The 19,717-nt window shown below is 67.2% G+C and carries 12 protein-coding genes; 5 read left to right on the top strand and 7 right to left on the bottom strand.

Features of this window, described 5'->3' with window-relative positions; translation table 11 throughout:
- Nucleotides 1-27: 27 nt before the first annotated feature.
- Nucleotides 28-1,284: a flavohemoglobin expression-modulating QEGLA motif protein gene (locus CSC74_RS08015; RefSeq protein ID WP_162313925.1), complete on the top strand. Its 1,257-nt coding sequence runs from the start codon at nt 28-30 to the stop codon at nt 1,282-1,284.
- A 22-nt stretch (nt 1,285-1,306) separates the two neighbouring features.
- Here CSC74_RS08015 and CSC74_RS08020 read toward each other — a convergent pair whose 3' ends face one another.
- The 3 genes from CSC74_RS08020 to CSC74_RS08030 all read right to left on the bottom strand — a co-directional run bounded on the left by CSC74_RS08020 (nt 1,307) and on the right by CSC74_RS08030 (nt 5,170).
- On the bottom strand, nt 1,307-2,245 hold the full coding sequence (locus tag CSC74_RS08020) for a LysR family transcriptional regulator (protein ID WP_162313926.1): 939 nt from the start codon (nt 2,243-2,245) through the stop codon (nt 1,307-1,309).
- Between the two features lie 61 nt (nt 2,246-2,306).
- The gene (locus CSC74_RS08025; protein ID WP_162313927.1) at nt 2,307-3,566 is read right to left on the bottom strand and encodes an FAD-dependent oxidoreductase; all 1,260 of its coding nucleotides are present in this window, start codon (nt 3,564-3,566) and stop codon (nt 2,307-2,309) included.
- 23 nt (nt 3,567-3,589) lie between these two features.
- Nucleotides 3,590-5,170, bottom strand: coding sequence for a gamma-glutamyltransferase family protein (locus tag CSC74_RS08030; RefSeq protein WP_211369584.1), 1,581 nt, complete (start codon nt 5,168-5,170; stop codon nt 3,590-3,592).
- Between the two features lie 520 nt (nt 5,171-5,690).
- Here CSC74_RS08030 and CSC74_RS08035 point away from each other — a divergent pair.
- From CSC74_RS08035 to CSC74_RS08045, 3 genes are all read left to right on the top strand, one after another.
- On the top strand, nt 5,691-8,420 hold the full coding sequence (locus tag CSC74_RS08035; RefSeq protein WP_162313929.1) for a TonB-dependent receptor plug domain-containing protein: 2,730 nt from the start codon (nt 5,691-5,693) through the stop codon (nt 8,418-8,420).
- Nucleotides 8,421-8,533: 113 nt separating this feature from the next.
- Nucleotides 8,534-10,279, top strand: a complete 1,746-nt coding sequence (gene ggt, locus CSC74_RS08040) for a gamma-glutamyltransferase (RefSeq protein WP_211369585.1) — start codon at nt 8,534-8,536, stop codon at nt 10,277-10,279.
- A gap of 96 nt (nt 10,280-10,375) precedes the next feature.
- Entirely contained in the window at nt 10,376-11,551 is a 1,176-nt protein-coding gene (locus tag CSC74_RS08045) for a serine hydrolase domain-containing protein (RefSeq protein ID WP_162313930.1), read from the top strand.
- A gap of 268 nt (nt 11,552-11,819) precedes the next feature.
- Here the strand turns inward: CSC74_RS08045 and gltS are convergent, their stop codons facing one another.
- From gltS to dgcN, 4 genes are all read right to left on the bottom strand, one after another.
- Nucleotides 11,820-13,037 (bottom strand): sodium/glutamate symporter, encoded by a 1,218-nt coding sequence (gene gltS / locus CSC74_RS08050; protein WP_162313931.1) that lies wholly within the window; start codon nt 13,035-13,037, stop codon nt 11,820-11,822.
- A 63-nt stretch (nt 13,038-13,100) separates the two neighbouring features.
- Complete coding sequence (locus tag CSC74_RS08055) at nt 13,101-14,726, bottom strand: N-acyl-D-amino-acid deacylase family protein (protein WP_211369586.1); 1,626 nt, start codon at nt 14,724-14,726, stop codon at nt 13,101-13,103.
- Between the two features lie 35 nt (nt 14,727-14,761).
- Nucleotides 14,762-15,790, bottom strand: a complete 1,029-nt coding sequence (dgcA, locus tag CSC74_RS08060; protein WP_162313933.1) for an N-acetyl-D-Glu racemase DgcA — start codon at nt 15,788-15,790, stop codon at nt 14,762-14,764.
- Entirely contained in the window at nt 15,775-16,830 is a 1,056-nt protein-coding gene (dgcN, locus tag CSC74_RS08065) for an N-acetyltransferase DgcN (protein ID WP_162313934.1), read from the bottom strand. Before dgcN ends, dgcA begins: the two co-directional genes overlap by 16 nt.
- 423 nt (nt 16,831-17,253) lie before the next feature.
- Between dgcN and CSC74_RS08070 the strand changes: the two genes are divergently transcribed.
- Entirely contained in the window at nt 17,254-19,554 is a 2,301-nt protein-coding gene (locus tag CSC74_RS08070; protein ID WP_162313935.1) for an NADP-dependent malic enzyme, read from the top strand.
- The last annotated feature ends 163 nt before the right edge of the window (nt 19,555-19,717 follow it).

A 19,717-nucleotide genomic window follows, 5' to 3' on the forward strand; every position in this document is an offset into this window, starting at 1 on the left:
AACAACGGCAACAGCAAAGGCAATGCCATGACCGGACCCACTCCCGACATCCTCCACCACGCCGCGCTCGACGCGCGCATGGTCAAGGCCGCGCGCGGGATCAAGTTGTTGAGTCTGGCCAGTTGGCCGGCGGCGGTGCAGGGGCCGTTCCTGGAATCGTTCGCGCGGGGGCAGCCGCAACTGCCGCGGATCGACTACGAAAAATTCGACTTCAGTGCGGAACGACGCGAGCTGGATGCGATCGCGGCCGAAGCCGATCCCGCGCATCCGCTGGGCCGTTACCTGGTCGAATCGACACGTAGCTGGACGCTGGCGGCGCAGTTGCTGGAAGCGTTGGGCACGGCCGCGGTCACCGCGCATTCGCTGGCCCTGTTCGGTGCGCCCGACGAGATCTTGCCCGGCAACGGACCGACCACGCGCGAGGCCGCGCGGCATTTCATCGCCATCGCCAACGAACTGGACCACGAACTGCTGGCGCCCGAGGAACAGGTCCCGGTGTCGGCCACCGCCCTGCAATTGCAGTTGCAGAACGACCTCGACGGGTTCTTCGACGGCCGGGTGATCGCCGTGGAGCTGGATCCGGATCTGATCGCCAAGGCCGCGGCCGGCGCCACCCGCATCCGCCTGCGCCAGGGCGCCGCCTTCAGCGACTACGATCGTCGCCAACTCTTCCACCATGAAGCGCTGGTGCATTCGCTGACCGCGCTCAACGGACGCGGGCAGCCGTTGCTGCCGAGCCTGGCCCTGTCCTCGCCGCGCGCCACCGAAACCCAGGAAGGCCTGGCCACCTTCGCCGAGCAGATCACCGGCAGCATCGACATCGCGCGGATGAAGCGCATCAGCCTGCGCATCGAGGCGATAGCGCTGGCCCTGGATGGCGCCGACTTCATCGAGGTGTTCCGCTATTTCGTCGCCGCCGGGCAGGATCCGGAGGAAAGTTTCTCCTCGGCCCAGCGCGTGTTCCGCGGCGTTCCCCTCGGCGGCGGCGCGGCGTTCACCAAGGACACCGTGTACCTGCGCGGGCTGATCGGCGTGCACACTTTCTTCCGCCGTTCGCTGCAGCAGGACCGGTTGCAGCTGTGCCGTTGGCTGTTCGCCGGGAAGATGACCCTGGGCGATGCGCGGGCGTTCGCCCCGTTGTTCGAGGCCGGCGTGCTGGCGCCGCCGCGCTGGTTGCCGGATTGGGTGCGGCGCGCCAACGGCCTGGCCGGGATGCTCGCGTTCTCGCTGTTCGCCAACCGCATCCGCCTGGATGCGCTCTCCGATCCCGCGACGGGGCGGTAGCCGGGAGGCGGGAGAGCCGTTTTTATTTCCGGCTGCCGGCTACCGGTTCTTTGGCTGCCGGCTCGCGATCCTTGCCGCGTATCTCGCGCAGGGTCGAGGCGAACAGCGCGACGAACTCCTCGGCGGCCTTGGAAGGCGGGCGGTCTTCGAGGTAGATGCATTCGATCTTGAACCGGATCGGGGGCTCGAGCGGACGGAAGCTGACTACCTCGTTGGCGCTGGCGCGGGCGGTGAATTCGTCGACCACGGTCATTCCCGCTCCACAGCGGGTCAATGCGGCGGCGAGGTAGAAGGTCTGGTTCGACACGACCTCGTGGACAACGATGCCCTGGCGCTTGAGTTCGGTGGTGAAGGCGTCGCCTATCGGGCCGCTGGTGGTCAGCCCGACCATGTCCCGGCCATCGAGCAGCGACAGCGGCACCGCGCCGTCGACACCAAGCAGACTGTCCTTCTGGAACAACAGCATGAGTTCGCCGGTATCCAGTACGCGCCGCTTCATGCGCGGATGCACGGGCGGGTCGTAGGCGACGGCGATGTCGCAGGTGCGCTCGTACAGCGCCTGGAAAAAATCGTCGTGATGCAGGGTCTGCACGTCGAACGTCACCTGGGGATGCAGTTTCCTGAACCGCGCGATGGCCAGCGGCGCGACATGCAGCCCCAGCGAAGGCACCACCGCGAGCCGGATGTGCCCGCCGCCGATGTTCTTGATGTTGCTTACGGTCTTTTGCAGCGAAGTGAGGCGTTCGAAAATGTCGCTGACCTCGACGAACAGCGCATGGGCCTCGTCGGTGGCGACCAGGCGTCCCCGGACCAGGGTGAACAATTCGAGGCCGAGCTGGTACTGGGTGTGGTGCAGGACCTTGCTGACCGAGGGTTGCGAGACATGCAACGCACGTGCGGCGGCGCTGATCGATCCTGTGGTGTAAACCGCGTGGAATACTTCTATCTGGCGAAAGCGCATGGCTTCGATCTTAAGCCAGGGGAGACCATGGATGCCAGAAGCGTTCGCCCGGCCGCATCGATCATTCTTCCAGCAACAAGCGGATCGCGCGTTCGCCCGCGCCCATCGCCAGGGTCCAGCCCAGCATGCCATGGCCCATGTTGAGCACGACGCCGGGCCGCGCGCGGCGAATGATCGGCACCGAATCGGGCGTCATCGGGCGCAACCCCGCCCAGGTGCTGTCGATCAGGTCATAGCGCGCGGCGTCGGGAAGCGATTCGCGGGCCATCGCAACCAGCAACCGGCTCCTGGCCGGATCCGGCGCGATGCTGCCGTTGCCCAGTTCCGCCAGCCCCGCCACCCGCATCCTGTCGCCGAGGCGGCAGAACACGATCTTGCGGCGGGTGTCGGTGATGCTGATCGCGGGCGCATGGCTGCCCGGAGGCGCGGTGAAGGAATAGCCCTTCATCGGCACGAGTGGCGCGCGGATGCCGATGCGGCGCGCCAGTGCCATCGACTCGATACCGGCGCAGACAACCAGATGGCGCGCCTGCAGGCGATGGTGGTCGCGGGTTTCGACGGCCACCCCCTCCGCACCCAAGGCAAGATCGGCCACCGCGAATCCGAAATCGGTCCGCAGCGCATAGTCCGTCTGCAGCACCGCGAGCAATCCCAGGCAGAAGCGGTGGGGGTCGCCCACTTCTTCCTGGGGCGAATACACCACCCCCGCCAGTCCCGGGGCATGGATCAACGCAGGTTCCAGGTCGATGGCCTGGCGTGGCGACAGCACCTCCTGTACGGCGCCATGGGAGCGCTTGATCGCGACGATGGCGGCTGCGCCCGCCAGCGTTTCGGCGTCGCCATAGAGATGCATCTTGCCGGCAGGGGCGTGGTCGAAGTCGATCCGGTGGCGTTGCAGCAGCGCCTGCATGGCCGCGCGCGATTCGAGCGCCAGCTTCAATACGGCCAGAGTGTTCTCGCTGAAGCGCGCGTGCCCGGTGTTGCGCAGGAAGGTCAGGCCCCAGCGCAGGAAGTCGGGGTCCGCCGACCAATGCATGCGGAAAGCGCGATCCAGGCCCAGCGCCATCCGTGGAAATTTGCTCCATAGCGAAGGGCTGGCCAAGGCGTCGGTGTAGGCGTAACTCAGCTGCGCGCCGTTGGCGAACGAGGCTCCCAGCCCGGGACCCGGGGCGCGGTCGACCAGCCGGACCGACAGGCCGCGGCGTGCCGCCGCATAGGCCGTGGCCATGCCGACCACGCCGGCGCCCAGCACGATCACATCCACGGTCGTGTCGTTCCGTGGTGCCGGCCTGGCGGCAGTAGCCTGGTAGTCGGTCGGCATGGAGGGTCGGTCCTGCGAAAGCGCTACCGGCCGGGATGACGGCCGGTTCCCTCGCGCCGCGGATCGGCCGCCCACTCGAGCGCACCGTCGCGAAGGAACCCGCCATGCAGGCCGGAGTCCTCGCCGGCGCCCGCGCGGACCTCGACGCCGCGGCGGGCGAGTTCGTCGCGGATGCGCGGCGAAAAACGCGCGGCTTCGCCGTCGAAACGCTCGCCGCGCGCGACCAGGTTGGGAAGGTCGACCGCCTGTTGCAGCGGCAGATGCCAGTAGACGAGACCGACCAGGGTCTTGCCGATGTAGGCGGGGATCGAGGAACCACCGGGCGAACCGATCGCACCGACGAACCCGCCGTCGCGGTCGAGCAGGATCGCCGGCGTCATCGACGAGCGCGGACGCTTGCCGGCGGCGATCGCATTGGCGGCGGGAACAGGCCCGGCGGCCGGGTTCCAGGAAAAATCGGTCAACTGGTTGTTGAGGAAGAAACCGTCGACCATGCGCCCGGAACCGAAGAACGATTCGATCGTGGTGGTGATCGACACCGCGTTGCCTTGCGCGTCGACGACCACCATGTGGCTGGTGCCGCCGGGTTCGTCGGTGCGATCGTCGGCTGTTTCCGGCGCGCCTTGCGGTTGTCCGGCCGTGGGCGCGGGCGCGGCCGTGGTGCCGATCAGCTTGCGGCGCGCCGCGATGTAGGCAGGATCGAGCAGGCCGTCCACGGGCACCGGCACGAAACGCGGATCGCCCACGTACTGGTCGCGGTCGGCGTACATGATCCGGCTGGCTTCGGCGAACAGGAACCACGCCTGCGGATCGTCCGGCCCGCGCTGGTCGATATCGGTGCCATCGAGCAGCGCCATCAGCTGCAACAGACCGACGCCGCTGGCGGGCGGCGGCGGCACGCACAGTACGTATTGCCGTAGCGGCCTGCAGATCGGTGCGGATTTCTCCGGTTCGTAATCGGCCAGGTCATGCTCGCTCATTGCGCCGCCCAGCGGCTCCTGGTGAGTGCGGGCGACGATCGCGCGCGCGATGCCGCCGTGGTAGAACGCCGCCGCACCGCTCCTGGCCAACGTGCGCAGGGTGGCGGCGTAGGCGGGATTGCGCAGCAGGTCGCCGGCCTGCAACGCATGGCCGGCGGCATCGGAAAAATAGGCGGTGACGTCGGGCGCCGACGCCTGCGGGAACTCGCCGTGGATATGCCGTGCCAGCCGCGGGGTGATGCGGAAACCGCGTTCGGCCTGATCGATGGTTTCATCGAACAACTGGTCCCAGCGCAATTTCCCGTGATCGCGCTGCGCGGCGGCGAACACCGCGACCGCAGCGGGAACGCCGGTGGCGCGCCCGGTCAGCATCGCCTCGCGATGCGGGATCGCGCGTCCCTCGGCATCGTCGAGGAGTCGCGGCGTGGCCAGCGCAGGCGCCGCCTCGCGCCCGACGTAGCTGGTCACTTCGCCGCTGGCGGCGTCGTAGGCCATGATGATGGCGCCGCCACCGATGCCGGAACTCTGCGGTTCGACCAGGCCCAGCATCATCTGCACCGCGACCGCCGCATCCATTGCGCTGCCGCCGCGCCGCAGCACCGCGGTGCCCGCATCGACGGCCAAGGGATGCGCCGCGACCACGACCGCTTTCGCTTGTACGTCCCGGCTTTGGGGCGCGCCGAGTGAAGGGACAGGTTGGCGGCTTGCGCAGCCGGCGATGACGGGAAACAGGACGGAGAGGCATACAGCGAGCACGTACAGGCGGACGCCAGCCCGGGCTCGACAGCTGGATGCGCCGGCATATGAAGGTGAATTGGCCATTGCCGAAGCGTAGCGGGCTTCACGCGGCTTGTGCCCTCACATCGCGTGCATCTTCAATAACCTGTAGCTATGCATTGATGGTCGGGCCATGCGAGACGCAAGAGATGCCTGCGTGCAGCGGTTCCAGGAGCAGGCACCGCGCGATCTCCATAGCCTGAGGCTATACCGTTTCGCAAAAACCATGCACGACAAATCGACATGTTGTCGTCACTCTGAAATGGAAGCGGGTTTCGGAAGCTCCATTCGTGTGTCCGAGTATCAGCGCAGCCATTCCAAAGAACGGGGAAGTTTCATGATTAGAAATGTCAATTCAACACGTGGCTTGGTCACGGGCAGCGTTCTGGTCATTGGTGGCTTGTGCGCGGGCACGACGCTGGCGGCCGTCCAGGAAGAACGCGCGGGCACGCAGGTCCCGGCGAGCGAACAATCCACCGCAGCGACGCTGGACACGGTCCGGGTCACCGGTTCGCGCGTCATGAGCGGAGCTTACGAGTCGCCCACCCCGGTCACCATGATCGAGTTGGAGCAGATCGAGATGGCGGCGCCGAACAACATCGCGGACTACTTGAACACGCTGCCGTCGATGGTCGGCGACCGCACCACCACCCAGGGCAATAACGCCATCAGTGCCGGTAGCACGGGCATGAACCGGTTGAACCTGCGTGGCCTTGGATCGGACCGCACCCTGGTACTGGTGGACGGTCGGCGTTTCGTCGGTTCCACGCTGGAAGGCAACGTGGACGCCAATGGCCTGCCCAATGGCCTGATCCGCAGCGTCGACGTGGTGACCGGCGGCGCTTCTTCGGTCTATGGCTCCGATGCCGTCGCCGGCGTGGTCAACTTCATGCTCGATACCCGTTACACCGGCATCAAGGGCTTTGCCCAAGTCGGCCAGTCGGGGCAGCAGGACGATGAGCAGACCAACGTCGGTTTGACTTTCGGCACGCCCTTCGCCGGTGGCCGTGGCCACTTCCTGTTCAACGCCGAATACGCGAAGAACGAGGGTGTTGGCGCGGTTCGCGATCGCGACTGGTTCCGCGGTTGGGGCACCATGAACAATCCTGCGTGGACGGCTACCAATGGCGAGCCGAACCTCATCACCGTGCCTTTCCTGAACCGTCCGAACGAAGCCGTCGGCGGCCTCATCACCAGCGGGCCGCTGCAGTGGACCACGTTCGACCCGGATGGTTCGCCGCGCCGGTTCGACTACGGCACGCTCGACCGCACCGGCACCAGTTCCTCGGGCGGCGAGCTTGACGGGCATTTCGCCTCCATGTCGCTGAAGGGAGCGGTGGAACGCCACAACACGTTCGCGCGTGGCTCGTTCGAGGTCAGCGACAACTTCGAGGTGTTTGCCGAAGCCAGCCATGCGCGGTCGGTGGTGAACACGAATTCGTCTTACAACTACTACGGTGGAACGCTGACCATCCGCAGCGACAACCCCTATCTCGATCCGGTCACCCGCGATGCAATGGCGGCCGCGGGCGTCACCAGCGCCGCTTATGGCTTGTTGCTGGGCGATGCGTCGCCGCGCGTCGAGGTCAATACCTATCGCGCGGTGTTCGGCGTGAATGGCACCTTCGGCCGCGACTGGGAGCTGGATGCTTATTACCAGTACGGCGAAAGCCAGCTCGACACGCAGGTGATGAACACCACCAACTCGACCCGGCTGGGGTTGGCTCTCGATGCAGTAGTCGATCCCGGGAACGGGCAGATCGTATGCCGTTCTTCGTTGGCTGCCCCGACCAATGGTTGCGTGCCCATCAATACCTTTGGCGGCGCGAGCATGTCCGATGAAGCGTTGGCCTATGTGCAGGGAAATCCCTACCTGCGGCAAACGATGAAGCAGCAGGTGCTGTCGGCCAGCGTTCGCGGCGAAGCCTTCCAGATGCCGGCCGGCGCGGTGATTACCGCGTTCGGCGTCGAGCACCGGCGCGAAAGCGTGGTGGGCAGCAGCGATGAAGCGGGCCAGGCGCGCGAGTGGCTGTTCGGCAACTTCCTGCCCACCAGGGGCGAGAACAAGGTCAACGAAGCCTTCTCCGAAATCCTGATGCCGCTGGTCGAAGACAAGCTCACCTTCAATGGCGCGGCCCGTGTCGCCGACTACAGCTATTCGGGAACCGAGCTGACCTGGAAGGCCGGCCTGACATGGAAGCCGGTGGATTCCGTGCTGATCCGCGGCGTGCGTTCGCGTGATATCCGCGCTCCCAACCTGAGCGACCTGTACCAGGCGGGCGTGACCCAGCGCCAGAACGTCAACGACCCGTGGTTCGGCAACATCCGTCGCAATATCGAACGCGTATCGGAAGGCAACCTGGATCTGACCCCGGAAATCGCCGATACCTACAGCCTTGGCGTGGTGTATACGCCGACCGCCGATTTCCAGGCGGCGGTCGACTACTACCAGATCGATATCCGCGATGCGATCTCCACCCTGACCAACCAGCAGACGGTGGACCGTTGCTACGACGGCGACCAGACCCTGTGCCAATACGTCAGTCGCGATGCCACGGGTGCGTTGAACGGTCTGGTGCTGAAGCCGGTCAACATCGCCAAGCGCGTGGTGCGCGGCGTCGATTTCGATATGGCCTATCACCAGCCGATGCGCGTGTTCTCCGAGGATGGCGGGATCGACCTGCGCCTGGTAGCCACGCGCTTGATCGAAAGCCGTACCGAAAACCCCTTCACCAGCTACGACTACGCAGGCGAAAACACCGGTAGTTCGGTCAAGTGGCGGGCACTGGGAAGCGCCACGTACAAGCAAGGGCCGCTGCGCCTGGGCGCTTCCGTGCGCTTCGTCGGCTCCGGTGTGCAGAGGAACGACTGGGTCGAAGGCGTGGACATCGACGACAACAGCGTGCCCAGCACCTGGTATCTCGGGTTGTCCGGCTCCTACCGGTTCGCCGACGACAAGCTGGAAGCCTTCTTCCGCGTGGATAACGCGCTGGACAAGGATCCGGTCGTCATCAGCACCAACAACAATGGCCTCAATGCGACGCTGTACGATGTGCTCGGTCGTTACATGAGCGTTGGCCTGCGGTTCGAGTTCTAAGCGCGGCCTGTCGATTCCCTTTGCGGCGCGATCCTTGCAAATGCATTGGTCGCGCCGTTTTTTGTTCGATCCGGGCGGCTGCTGCCGCTGCATGACATGAGGAATGGAAAGCGATGAATCCTTCGAGCCCCGGGCTGGAACCGGACCGCGTACGGCCCTGGCCCCTGATGCTGTGCTGTTTGTTGATGCTGTGCTTCCAGGCGCAGGCGCAGCCCCGACAATTGCTCAACTACGAGGCGATCCACAAGCCGGTGCATGCCGATCGCGGCATGGTCGCCAGCCAGAACGAAGTCGCCAGCGCGATCGGCGCCCAGGTCCTGCGCGACGGCGGCAACGCGGTGGATGCCGCGGTGGCCACCGCGTTCGCGATGGCGGTGGTATTGCCGCGCGCGGGCAACATCGGCGGCGACGGTTTCATGCTGGTGTACCTGGCCCGGGAGCAGCGCACGATCGCGATCGACTACCGCTCGGTGGCGCCGAACGCGGCGACGTTGGAACGTTATCTCGATGGCGACGGAAAGGTGGTCGGCGACAAGGCCGGTTACCTGGCCGCCGGCGTGCCCGGCACCGTGGCCGGCCTGGAACTCGCGCATCGCAAGTACGGACGGCTGCCGTGGTCGAAGCTGCTGCAACCGGCGATCCAGCTGGCCGCCGAAGGACTCGTGCTGACCCGCGACGAAGCCTTCGCCCTGGACTGGGGCAAGGAACGCCTGGCGCGCAGCGCGGCCGGAGCCAAGGTGTTCCTGCACGCCGACGGCAGCGCCTTGCGCGCCGGCGAACGTTTGCTGCAACCCGATCTGGCCTGGTCGTTGCGGCAGATCGCCGAGCACGGCGCGGATGCGTTCTACCGTGGCGCGATCGCCGAACGCCTGGCCGCCGGCATGCAAAAGCACGGCGGCCTGATCACCCGCGCCGACCTTGCCGCCTATCGAGCCATCGAACGCGATGCGCTGCTGGGCAGCTATCGCGGGCATGGCATCGCCACCATGCCGCCGGTCAGCGGCGGCGGCGCCAGCGTCATCGAAATGCTCAACATCCTCGAAACCAGGGACCTGGCCGCCTTCGGCGCGGGATCCGCCGACGCCCTGCACTACATGACCGAGGCGATCAAGCTGGCCTGGAGCGACCGCAGCCGTTTCGCCGGGGATCCGGGGTTCTCGGACATTCCGGCGCATGGCCTGACGTCCAAGGCGTACGCCGCCACGCGCGCAAAACTTGTTTCGCCGACGAAAGCGTTGCCGGCGCCGGAACTCGCCGCCGGCGACCCGTGGCCGTACGAAAGCAAGGAAACCACGCAGATCTCGGTGATCGACGCCGACGGCAATGCGGTCAGCAACACCTATACGCTGGGTTCGGATTTCGGCGCCGGGGTGATGATCGAAGGCACCGGCTTCCTGCTCGGCAACCTGATCGGCAACTTCCCGATCGCGGCGCAGGCGAAGGCGGGCAAGGACGCGAAGAAGGCCCTGGCCAACCTGCTGGGCCCGGGCCGGCGCCCGGTGTCGAGCATGTCGCCGACCCTGCTGTTCCGCAACGGCGAACTGTGGATGGTGACCGGCAGCCCGGGCGGCAACACCATCCCCGGCACGGTGATGCAAACCATCGTCGATGTGGTCGACTTCGGCATGAACATCGCCGAGGCCACCAGCATGCCGCGCATCCACCAGGAAATGCGCAGCGGCGAATTGCAGGTCGAACGCGGCTTCAGCCCGGACACCTTGCGGCTGCTGCAAGCGCGCGGGCACAAGGTGGTGCAGGACGAAACCATCGGCAGCACCCAGACCCTGCTCAAAGCCGCCGACGGCGTCGAAGGCGCCGCCGATCCGCGCCGTCCCGGCGCCGCCGCCGTCGCGCAGTAGGCGACCGGTGCCCTGGCTTTCCCCCATCGCTGCACGACGCGCCCGGACGTGGCCGACGTGTGGAATCGCACCATCACGGCATCAGTTGGAGGGATCATGAGGCAAGGCAGCAAAGCGGGACGCGCCCTGGCACTCTGCGCGGCATTCGTGTTGTCGTGGGCCTGCGTATCGTCGGCATCCGCGCAAGGCATCGAAGAGCGCCTGGGCCAGCTGATGGCCGAGCATGGAACCGCGGGCCTGGCGGTCGTGGTGGTCAGGGACAATGCCGTCGTGTACCAGAAAGCCCTGGGCTGGAAGGATCGGGAGAAGAAGATTCCCCTCGACGAGGACGATCTCTTCCGGATCGCCTCGATCTCCAAGTCGTTCGCGGCGACCGCCATCCTGCAGCTGGTGGAACAGGGCCGGCTGTCGCTGGACGACGACGTCGGCGACCTGATCGGCTTTCCCGTGCGCAATCCCGTGTTCCCGGACCGGATGATCACGCTCGGGATGCTGCTGAACCACACCTCGTCGATCACCGACGGGGAGAAGTACGGCAGCCTCGACTTCATCAATCCCGGCGCCGGCAAGGCCTGGCGCGACAGTTACGCCGACCGCGCGCCCGGCGAGCGGTACGAGTATTCCAACCTCGGCTACAACATGGTCGGGACGATCGTGGAGCGGGTATCCGGCGAGCGGTTCGACGCCTACGTCAAGGCGCACGTGCTCGATCCGCTCGGGTTGTACGGCGGTTACGTGCCCGAGGCGCTGGATGCGGACCGCTTCGCGCGGATCTACCGCTGGGGCGAGGGCGAGGGCGAGGGTTTCGTGCGCTCGGACCAGGCGTACGCGCCGCTGGGCGAGCGCCTGGACGGCTACACGATGGGCTACGACACGCCGCTGTTCTCCCCGACCGGCGGCGTCAAGATCTCCGCGCCCGACCTGGCGAAGTACATGCTGATGCACATGAACCTGGGCGAGTGGAACGGCGTGCGGATCATCACGGCCGAACACGCGAAGAGGATGCAGACGCCCACCGTCGATGCGGACGAGGGTGCCGGCTACGGCCTGGCCATCCGTACCGACCGCGCCCTGGTGCCTGGCGTCGTGCTGACCGGGCACACCGGATCTGCGTACGGGCTGTACAGCTCCATGTTCTTCGACCCGGAGAAGAAGTACGGCTTCGTCGTGATCACCAACGGGACCCGGGACATGGAAGTCCGGACCGAGGTCAACCGGGCCCTGTACGAGCACTTCATCGCGAAGGCCGCGGACGCGCCGGCGGCGGAGTAGGCCGCCCGGGCATGGGCCGGGCCATTGCATTTCCGCCATCGCGGCGATGACGGCATCGCTGACCCACGCGATCAAGGGCAGGCTCAGGAAGGTCCGACGATTCCGAACGGACTCCGGGGGCAGGCTCATTCGAACCACCTGGAGAGATCGGCAATCTCACGGCTGCCGCAGGAGTTCCAGCCTTCCAGTGGACGCGAAAGAGGGAATCCTGCAGAGGCTCCCCAAGGGCGCGCAATCGTTGTCGCCCCGCGCATGGCCCGGGCCTTGCCTACGGCCAGAAGTTGAGGAAGCCGGTGATGATCAGCGCATTGGTGAAGTCGATGAAGAACGCCCCCACCAGCGGCGCGACCAGGAACGCGCGCGGCGCCAGGCCGTAACGCAGCACCAGCGTGCGCATCACCGCCATCGCATTGGCGGTGGTGCCGAGCATGAAGCCGATGAAGCCGCCGCCCATCACCGCGGCGTCGTAGTCGCGGCCCATGATGCGGAACACCGGGATGCAGAACAGCACCACCAGCACGACCTGCAGCGCCAGGTTGACCACCAGCGGCAACGCCAGCCCCGACAGCTCCCACAGTTTCAGGTTCATCAGCGCGACCGCCAGGAACAGCGCCAGGCAGACGTTGCCGATCAGGTCGGTGGTCTGCACCGACAGGCCGACCCAGCCGGTGCGGTCGTCGAGGTTGCGGATCACCGCGCCGACCAGCATCGCGCCGATGTAGGCGGGCAGGGTTATGCCGAGCGCGTCGAAGCCCTTGCCGACCCAGGCGCCGGCCCACATCGCGATCAGGATCGCCACGATGCTCTTGAGCGCCTTGTATTCGCGCGCGGCTTCGGTGTCGACGACAACGCCATCGCCGACGGCGAGGTCGATCTCCGCCGCCACGGCCGCAGGCACGGCTGCCTGGTCGCCATCGGGCCGCAGGCGCAGTCGCCGGATCAGCACGGTGATCGCCGGACCACCGACGATCCCGCCGCAGACGATGCCGGCCATCGCCGAGGTGATGGCGATCGATTCCGCGCCGACCAGGCCGGCCTTTTCGAACAGCGGCGCGAAGGCCAGGCCGGTGGCCGGTCCGCCGGTGAGCGTGGCCGAGCCGGCGAGCACGCCGAACATCGGATCGAGCCCGAACGACGTCGCCACGCCGATGCCCACCAGGTTCTGGACCACCGCGAATCCCGTCGCCAGCGCCAGGAACACCATCACCTGCTTGCCGCTGACCCGCAGCAGCGCGACGCTGGCGTTGACGCCCATGGAGGTGAAGAAGGCGATCATCAACGGCCCCTGCAGCGCGGTGTCGAACTGGAACAGCACGGTGTCGCGGCCATGCGCCCACAGCACCACCAGCGCGACCACCAGTCCGCCGATGACCGGCGCGGGCAGGTTGTAGCGGCCGAGCACCGGGATGAGGCGACACAGCGCATAGCCGAGGAAGAGGGCGAGGCCGCCGAAGGCCACGGTCTGCACCGCGTTCAATTCAAGCATGAGGGTTCAACCATGTGGGTGTTCGCGAAGTGGATCCGGCCCGCACCCGTCGGCGCCGAAGCATCATGGACAGGTGCCGGGCGTGGGAGTGTGGAGGCGGACGCGACCCGCCGCCGTGCCGGTCAGTCTGCCATCGGCGATGGCCAGCCGTCCGTTGACCAGCAGGTATTCGACGCCGCGCGACAGCGCGCGCGGATGGACGTAGTCGGCCATGGGCGCGAAGCGTTCCGGATCGAACACCACGACGTCGGCAAGATATCCCTCGCGCAGGTAGCCGGTGTCATCGAGGCCGAGGATGTCGGCGCTCAGGCCGGTGGAGCTGCGGATGAAGTCGCCCACGTCGATGACATGGTCCCGCCTGACGTAGCGCGCGTATTTCTCCGGGAAGGTCGCGTACTGGCGCGGGTGGCCGTTGCTGCCGTCGGAGCCGGTGATCACCCAGGGCTGCTGCATGAACAGGTCGACGTCGTCCTTGCGCATGTTGAACGAGGCCACGCTGTCGGCGGACGCCGCCGCGCGCTGCCTGCCGGTGCGCTCGCCGCCTTCGGAGATGACGCGCAATGCCGCTTCGATGGGATCGACGCCCTGCTCGCGTGCCGCTTCGGCCAGGGTCTTGCCGGTCCACGGCCAGCCGCTGCCGGTCAGCAGCAACGCATCCGCACCGCCGCGCCGGCGCAGGTTGTCGACCATCTCCGCGCGGATGCGCGCCTGCGTGGCGGCGTCCTGCAATCGCCGCAGCAACGCCTTGCGGCCGCCGTCGGCTGCCCAGCGCGGCAACAACGCGGCGCCCAGGTGGGTGCCCGAAGCCAGCCACGGATACTGGTCCGCCGTCACCCGCTGCCCGGAGGCGCGCGCCTGCTCGACCAGGTCGATGACCGCCGCGGCCTGGCCCTGGACATCCACGCCCAGCGCCTTGATGTGGGAGATGTGCACCGGGATCTCCGCGCGGCGCCCGATCTCCAGCACTTCGCGGACCGAACCGAGCAGGCCGATGCCGTACGACGATTCGTCGCGCTGATGGGTGTCGTAAAGGCCGCCGCGTTTCGCCGCCTCGCTTGCGACGGCCACGACCTCATCGGTGCTGGAGAAACTCTGCGGTGCGTAGAACAGCCCGGTCGAGAGGCCGAACGCGCCCTCGCACATCGCGTTGGCCACCAGCCCGCGCATCTGCTGCAGCTCCTGCGCGGAAGGCACCCTGTCGTCCTGGCCCAGCACCCGCGAGCGCACCGCGCCGAAGCCGACGTACAGCGCCAGGTTGGTGCCGACGGCGTGCGTGGCGAACCAGTCGCGCTGTTCGGCGATGTCGGGCGAGCCCGAGCCATCCGAGCCGATGAAGATCGTGGTAACGCCCTGGAACAGCCACGGCGCATTGAGACGTACGGCGGCATCGTCCGAACGGATAAAGCGGTCGGGATGCGTATGCGGGTCGATGAAGCCCGGCGCGACGATCTTGCCGGTAACATCCAGCGTGCGCGCCGCGCGGAAACGGGAAGCGGCCTCCTCGCCGACATAAACGATGCGATCTCCCGCCACCGCCACGTCGAGCAGGCGCGGTGCCGCCTCGCTACCGTCGTAGACCGTGCCGCCCAGCAACAGCAGATCGGCGGCCGGCAATGCAGGCGGCGGGCTCTGCGAGCAACCGGCCTGCACGAAAATGGTGAGCGTGGCGACAAGCAGCAGGCCTCGCACGGCTCGGCCTCGTGCCGCGTGGCCTGGCGCATCCGTCACGAGGCATGGCCTGAGACGGCCGCGCGCGCGATGGCCTCGGCCTGGCCCCAGAATCCGGGAGCGACCGGCTGCAAGACACCGTCATGCGACTGCACGCCGCCGCGGTGGTCGGCCTTGAACCACAGCGGACCGTCCAGGTCGACGAACTCGGCCTCCTGCGCCACCAGGAACGCCGGGGCGATGCTCAGCGACGAAGAAATCATGCATCCGACCATGATGCGGAAGCCGCCCGTGCGCGCCGCCGCCAACAGCGACAGCGCCTCGGTCAGGCCGCCGGTCTTGTCGAGCTTGATGTTGACGACCTGGTAGCGGCCCTGCAGGCGCGGAAGGTCGGCGGCGACATGGCAGGATTCGTCGGCGCAGATCGGCACCGTCGAGGAGAACCCTTCCAGGTCGCCGTCGTCGGTCGCGGGCAGCGGCTGTTCCACCAAAGCCACGTCCAGTTCCACCAGCAGGGGTTCGATGCGGCGCAGCAGGTCGATGGTCCAGCTTTCATTCGGATCCACGATCAGGCGTGCGCCAGGCGCTGCCTGGCGCACCGCCCGGATCTGCGTGGCGGGAGCGACGGCATCGACCTTGACCTTGATCAGCCCCGCCGAGGCGATCTTCGCGGCGGCGGCGCCCATGCGTTCCGGCGTGTCCAGGCTGACGGTCAGCGCGGTGGTCAGGGCCTGCGGTTGCGCCCGGTGCAGCATCGACCAGACCGAGGTGCCGGCCAGCCTGGCGCCCAGATCCCAGAGCGCGCAGTCCACGGCGTTGCGGGCCGCGCCCGCCGGCAGCAATTGGGCGAGCTCGGCGCGCGACGATCCCGCTTCGATCGCCTTGGCGACCAGCCGGATTTGCCGCAGGACCGAATCGACGGTTTCGCCATAGCGGGCGTACGGCACCGATTCGCCGCGGCCGCAGATCCCGCCCTGGTTGATTTCGACGGCAATCACTTCGGCCGAGTGCTTCACTCCGCGCGAGATGCGGAACGGCGCGGCCAGCGGCCAGCTTTGATGGGCGACGCTCAGTTCGCGAAGCATGCTTGCAACCGATCCGCGATGCGCGCCACACCCATGCCGACCGGGTCCTGGCAGGGCAGTCCGAGCAGGTCCTCGATGTCCTTGCAGATCCGCGCCGCGTTGTCCGCGCCGCCGGCCTGCGAGGTGTTCACGGCGACGCCGACGGCGACGACGTCGGGGTTGGTCAGGCGCGCGGCCTCCAGGTTGGCTTCCAGGCAGGTCTTCAGGTCCGGAACGGGGTAGTGCGGCAAGCCGCGCATGTGCGCGCGGCCGGGTTCATGGCACAGCACCAGGGCATCGGCCTGGGCGCCATGCAGCAGGCCCAGCGAGACGCCGGCGTAGGAGGGATGGAACAGCGAGCCCTGGCCTTCGATCAGGTCCCAGCCGCCATCATCGCGCGCCGGCGATATCCACTCGGCGGCGCCGGAAATGAAATCCGCCACCACCGCATCGATCGGCACGCCCGCGCCGGCGATGAAGATGCCGGTCTGGCCGGTGGCCCGGAAATCGGCACGCACGCCGCGCGACCGCAGTTCGCGTTCGATCGCCAGCGTGGTGTACATCTTGCCGACCGAACAATCGGTGCCTACCGCCAGCAGGCGCAAGCCGGCGCGGCGGCGGCCGTTGCCCACCGGCAACGCCGGCGCCTGGCGCGCATCGAACAGGAAGCGCGCGTTGCGTTCGGCGGCGGCGACGATTTCCGGGTGCGAGGTCAGGCGTTCGTGCAGGCCGGAGCCGATGTTCATGCCGGCATCCAGCGCCGCCACCACATGCCGCACGACTTCGGCATCCATCACTCCGCCGGCATTGGCCACGCCGACGATCATGGTCTTCGCGCCGGCTTCGACGGCCTGCCTGAAATCCAGGTCCGGCAGGCCGAGCGTGGTCTTGCACTCGCTGCCCCGGAACTGGCCCACACACCACTGTGGCCGCCAATGGGCCAACCCGCGCGCGGTCTTGGCGGCCAGGTGATCCGGGGCATTGCCCAGGTAAAGCAGGTAGGGCGGCGACCACGGAGACGCGGGGATGGCCGGGGTGGGGGTTGGGTCGATCGGAAGCATGGTTTTACGCGGTCCTTGATGACGTGGGTCTTGTGAGTGCGCGGCAGCGATGAGCCGACGGCACGATTGCGGGGGGAAGCGGAAAGGCAGTTCCGTGCCCGGCCACGGACCGCAGTGGGAAAGAGGTCGCGGCTTGGACGAAAGATTGCCTGAGGAGGCGCCGCCCCGGCGCGGGATGCGACCACCTTAGCCACTGGGTCTGCGGCCCACCATTGAAAAGACGCTGTCGGTGCATAGCCCAAGGTTATGTGTGGTGGGCACGGGATCCACGCTGGCGAAGGTGCTGACGATGGCCCGGCTGTCCAGGCCATAGCTGTCGAGGCGGCGCGCGTGGGGCGGCAGAGTCCACGGCCGGAACGGGCGAGGTAGAATCAAGATCGTTTTTTTTCGAATGCCAAGGAAATGTCCGAACAATCTCCCGTGATGCCTGATCCCGGTCAGTCCCCTTCGCAGCAACCCGACCTGAAGCAGGCTGCGCTGGAGTACCACCGCCTATCGCCGCCGGGCAAGATCAAGGTATCGCCGACCAAGCCGATGGTGACCCAGCGGGACCTGGCGCTGGCGTATTCGCCGGGGGTGGCCTTCGCCTGCGAGGCGATCGTGGAGGATCCCAACGCGGCCAGCGAGATGACCGCGCGCGGCAACCTGGTGGCGGTGGTGACCAACGGCACGGCGGTGCTGGGCCTGGGCAACATCGGCCCGCTGGCGGGCAAGCCGGTGATGGAAGGCAAGGGCGTGCTGTTCCAGAAATTCGCCGGCATCGATGTGTTCGACCTGGAGATCGACGAGACCGACCCGGACAAGCTGGTGGAGATCATCGCCTCGCTGGAACCGACCTTCGGCGGCATCAACCTGGAAGACATCAAGGCCCCGGAGTGCTTCATCGTGGAGCGCAAGCTGCGCGAGCGGATGAAGATTCCGGTATTCCACGACGACCAGCACGGCACCGCGATCATCGTCGGCGCGGCGATCTACAACGCCCTGGAAGTGGTCGGCAAGAAGATCGGGGACGTGAAGCTGGCCACCAGTGGCGCCGGCGCGGCCGGCATCGCCTGCCTGGACATGCTGGTGGCGCTGGGCCTCAAACCGGAGAACATCCTGGCGGTGGACCGCGACGGCGTGCTCTACACCGGCCGCCCGCATCTGGACCCGGACAAGGCGCGTTATGCGCGCGACACCGACAAGCGCAGCCTGGCCGACATCGTCGCCGGGGCCGATATCTTCCTGGGCCTGTCCGCCGCCGGCGTGCTCAAGCCGGAGATGGTCGCGACCATGGCCGAGCGGCCGATCATCCTGGCCCTGGCCAATCCCAACCCGGAAATCGATCCGGCCGCCGCCAAGGCCGTGCGCCCGGACTGCATCATCGCCACCGGCCGCTCGGACTATCCGAACCAGGTCAACAACGCGCTGTGCTTCCCCTACATCTTCCGTGGCGCGCTGGATGTCGGGGCCACGGTGATCAATGAGGCGATGAAGACCGCCTGCGTCAAGGCCATCGCCGCGCTGGCGCGCCGCGAGTCCTCCGACCTGGGCGCCGCCTATGGCGACGAGATCCCCTGCTTCGGCCCCGAATACCTGATCCCGCGCCCGTTCGATCCGCGCCTGCTGGTGGAACTGGCCGGGGCGGTGGCGCAGGCGGCGATGGACTCGGGCGTGGCCCTGCGCCCGATCGCGGACATGGCCGCGTATCGCGAAAAACTCGGTCAGTTCGTCTACCGCACCAGCCTGATGATGAAGCCGGTCTACGACCGCGCCCGCGCCGACCTCAAGCGCGTGGTCTATGCCGAAGGCGAAGAGGAAGTGGTGCTGCGCGCGGTGCAGACGGTGATCGACGACGGCCTGGCGTTCCCGATCCTGATCGGCCGCCCGGACGTGATCCAGACCCGGATCGAGCGCCTGGGCCTGCGCATGCGCGAAGGCGTGGACTTCGAGCTGACCAACCAGGGCGACGACCCGCGCTTCAACGAGTACTGGCAGTACTACCACGCCCTGACCGAACGCCGCGGGGTGACCCCGGCGGCGGCCAAGAACCTGATGCGCTCGCGGCCCACGCTGATCGCGGCGGTGATGGTGGCGCGCGGCGAAGCCGACGCGATGGTCAGCGGCATCGTCGGCCGCTTCCACAAGAAGCTGGGCTATGTGCGCAGCGTGATCCCGCTGGATCCGGGCGTGCAATCGACCTCGGCCATGACCGGGGTGATCAACGAGCAGGGCGCCTGGTTCTTCCTCGATACGCACGTGCAGGACGATCCGACCGCCGAACAGATCGCCGAGGCCACGCTGCAGGCCAGCTACCGGCTGAAGCTGTTCGGGATCGAGCCGAAGGTGGCGCTGCTGTCGCACTCCAACTTCGGCAGCCACGACACCCCCAGTGCACGGAAGATGCGCGCGGTGCGCGAGCTGCTGAAACAGCGCATGCCCAAGCTGGAGATGGATGGCGAGATGCAGGGCGACACCGCCTGGGACGAACTGCTGCGCAAGCGGATGATGCCCAACACCACGCTGAGCGGCCGCGCCAACCTGTTCGTGTTGCCGAACATCGACGCGGCCAACATCACCTACAACATGGTCCGGGTGATGACCGATGGCGTGGCGATCGGCCCGATCCTGATGGGCATCTCCAAGCCGGTGCACATCCTGACCAGCTCCGCGACCCCGCGCCGGGTGGTCAACATGACCGCCATCGCGGCGGTGGATGCGCAGATCAGGGCGCAGCAGAAGTAGGGCTTTCCTTCTCCCGCCGGGAGGAGGTGCCCGAAGAGCCTGCCCCCGAATGCTCTAGTCGGGGGGCGGATGAGGGAAGGAGCTATCAGGCGCTGCTGAAGCTACTGGGTTAGTCATCCTCCTTCCCTCATCCGTCGCTGCGCGCCACCTTCTCCCGGAGGGA

Source organism: Pseudoxanthomonas yeongjuensis, from assembly GCF_010093345.1.
Lineage (GTDB): Bacteria > Pseudomonadota > Gammaproteobacteria > Xanthomonadales > Xanthomonadaceae > Pseudoxanthomonas_A > Pseudoxanthomonas_A yeongjuensis.

Coding starts and splice junctions, on each gene's coding strand:
- CSC74_RS08015 (WP_162313925.1), top strand. CDS start 28: ATGACCGGACCCACTCCCGACATCCTCCACCACGCCGCGCTCGACGCG.
- CSC74_RS08020 (WP_162313926.1), bottom strand. CDS start 2,245: ATGCGCTTTCGCCAGATAGAAGTATTCCACGCGGTTTACACCACAGGA.
- CSC74_RS08025 (WP_162313927.1), bottom strand. CDS start 3,566: ATGCCGACCGACTACCAGGCTACTGCCGCCAGGCCGGCACCACGGAAC.
- ggt (WP_211369585.1), top strand. CDS start 8,534: ATGAATCCTTCGAGCCCCGGGCTGGAACCGGACCGCGTACGGCCCTGG.
- CSC74_RS08045 (WP_162313930.1), top strand. CDS start 10,376: ATGAGGCAAGGCAGCAAAGCGGGACGCGCCCTGGCACTCTGCGCGGCA.
- gltS (WP_162313931.1), bottom strand. CDS start 13,037: ATGCTTGAATTGAACGCGGTGCAGACCGTGGCCTTCGGCGGCCTCGCC.
- dgcA (WP_162313933.1), bottom strand. CDS start 15,790: ATGCTTCGCGAACTGAGCGTCGCCCATCAAAGCTGGCCGCTGGCCGCG.
- dgcN (WP_162313934.1), bottom strand. CDS start 16,830: ATGCTTCCGATCGACCCAACCCCCACCCCGGCCATCCCCGCGTCTCCG.
- CSC74_RS08070 (WP_162313935.1), top strand. CDS start 17,254: ATGCCTGATCCCGGTCAGTCCCCTTCGCAGCAACCCGACCTGAAGCAG.